A 2,220-nucleotide genomic window follows, 5' to 3' on the forward strand; every position below is an offset into this window, starting at 1 on the left:
CATGTACATGTATACCCAAGAGCAACTTGATGTTTTGAAGCGGGCGTTGGCCACCGGCGAGCGCCGGGTGAGCTTCGGCGACAAAACGGTGGAGTACCGTTCGGTGGCCGAGCTGCAGGCGGCGATACGCACCGTGGAGGCGGAGATTTCCCGACACGCACATACGCCGCGGGTAAGACGGATTTATATGACGACGGGCAAAGGCGCCTGATGGCCTGGTTCGCGCGTCTGCGCAAAGGGCTGTTCGGGCAGACCGCGCCAACCTATGACGGGGTCGGCGGCGGCCGTCGGGCGCTCGCCTGGCAAGTGGGCAATCCCGGTGCGGTGGCGGCGTTGGCGTTCACTCAGAATGAGCTGCGCGCCAAAAGCCGGGATCTGGCCCGCCGCAATGTCTGGGCCGCGGCGGGCGTCGAAGCCTACGTCGCCAATGCCATCGGCGTCGGCGTCAAACCCCAGTCCCTGGTCAAAGATCCTCGTTTGCGGGAAGCCATTCATGAGCTGTGGCGCGATTGGAGCGAAGACGCCGACGCCGCCGGACTGACGGATTTCTATGGCCTGCAGGCGTTGGTGTGTCGCGCCATGCTGGAGGGCGGCGAGTGCTTGGTGCGGCTACGTTACCGCCGTCCAGAAGACGATCTGCCGGTTGGTCTGCAACTGCAGGTGCTGGAGCCGGAGCATCTGGACCCGACGCTGAATCAGGACCTCCCCAACGGCCATACCGTACGCGCCGGCATTGAGTTCGATCGCCTGGGGCGGCGTGTCGCCTACCATCTGTATCGCACGCATCCAGGAGACGGTCTGCTCGCCCCAGCGTCCGGCGCGACGGACTTGGAAACAGTGCGGGTTCCCGCCACCGAAATCCTACATGTGTTCCGGCCGCTGCGACCGGGTCAGATCCGCGGCGAACCCTGGCTGGCCCGGGCCCTGGTCAAGCTCAACGAGCTGGATCAATACGACGACGCCGAGCTGGTGCGCAAGAAAACGGCGGCGATGTTCGCCGGTTTCATCACACGCATCGGCCCAGAGGACAACCTCATGGGCGAAGGCGCGCCGGACGGACAGGGAGCTGCGCTGGCGGGACTGGAGCCCGGGGCGTTGCAGATTCTCGAGCCAGGCGAGGACATCAAGTTCTCGCAACCGGCGGACGTCGGCGCCAGTTACGCGGACTTCATGCGTCAACAGTTTCGCGCCGTCGCCGCAGCGATGGGCATCACCTACGAGATGCTCACTGGCGATTTGACCCAGGTAAATTACTCCTCGATCCGCGCCGGCCTGCTGGAGTTTCGACGTCGCTGCGAAGCGATCCAGCACGGTGTCATTGTCCATCAGCTATGCCGCCCCATCTGGCGCGCATGGATGACTCAAGCGGTGCTGGAAGGCGCTTTGCAGGCGCCCGATTTCGCCAACCATCGGCGGGACTATCTCGCCGTCAAATGGGTGCCCCAGGGATGGCAGTGGGTCGATCCCAAGAAAGAATTCGATGCGCTGATCGTGGCCATTCGCGCCGGGTTACTGTCCCGCTCTGAAGCCATCTCCGCGTTCGGTTATGACGCGGAAACCATCGACAGAGAAATTGCCGCTGATAACGCGCGCGCAGACGAGCTTGGTCTGGCGTTCGACTCCGATCCCAGACCATCCGCTACAGCGCCCGACGCCGCCCCTTCCGATTCCTCAGAAGACTAAAATACATATGCCCATGATTCATTTAGCGTCCCGCTTGATCGGGACGCCGCTACTGATCGCCCGCTGCAAACTGGATGTGATCCTGGCGGTGGTGGGTGGTCGGATAGGACTGGCCAACCCGGGCGTGAGCCTCACGCCGCCGGCGCCACGAGCGCGCAAAGACAGCGCGCCCGGCATTGCGGTTATCCCCGTGCATGGTTCGCTGGTGCGGCGCACGCTGGGCCTTGAAGCCGCGTCCGGTCTGTCTTCCTATGGCCAGATCGCGCAAAGCCTGGATGCCGCCGTGGCCGACCCACAGGTGGCGGGTATTTTACTCGACATTGATTCGCCGGGCGGTGAGGCCGGCGGGGTCTTTGAGCTGGCTGAACGCATCCGCGCGGTGAACGCCCGCAAGCCGGTCTGGGCGCATGCCAATGACTCCGCCTTCTCCGCCGCCTACGCCATCGCCGCAAGCGCGGGTCGGCTCAGCTTGTCGCAGACCGCAGGCGTGGGCTCGGTGGGCGTGATCGCGCTGCACGTAGACCAGTCAGCGAAAGA

The 2,220-nt window shown here is 64.3% G+C and carries 3 protein-coding genes; all 3 read left to right on the forward strand.

What is annotated here, in order from left to right; all coding sequences use genetic code 11:
- On the forward strand, positions 1-211 hold a 211-nt coding region (locus KP814_RS32385; RefSeq protein ID WP_253938809.1), incomplete at its 5' end, for a phage head-tail joining protein.
- Positions 211-1,683 carry a phage portal protein gene (locus KP814_RS32390; RefSeq protein ID WP_216740651.1) on the forward strand — a complete coding sequence of 491 codons (1,473 nt, stop codon included), beginning with the start codon at positions 211-213 and terminating at the stop codon, positions 1,681-1,683. The genes KP814_RS32385 and KP814_RS32390, both read left to right, overlap by 1 nt.
- On the forward strand, positions 1,604-2,220 hold a 617-nt coding region (locus KP814_RS32395), incomplete at its 3' end, for a S49 family peptidase (RefSeq protein WP_253938810.1). The genes KP814_RS32390 and KP814_RS32395, both read left to right, overlap by 80 nt.

This window comes from Hahella sp. HN01, assembly GCF_018986435.1.
Classification (GTDB): domain Bacteria; phylum Pseudomonadota; class Gammaproteobacteria; order Pseudomonadales; family Oleiphilaceae; genus Hahella.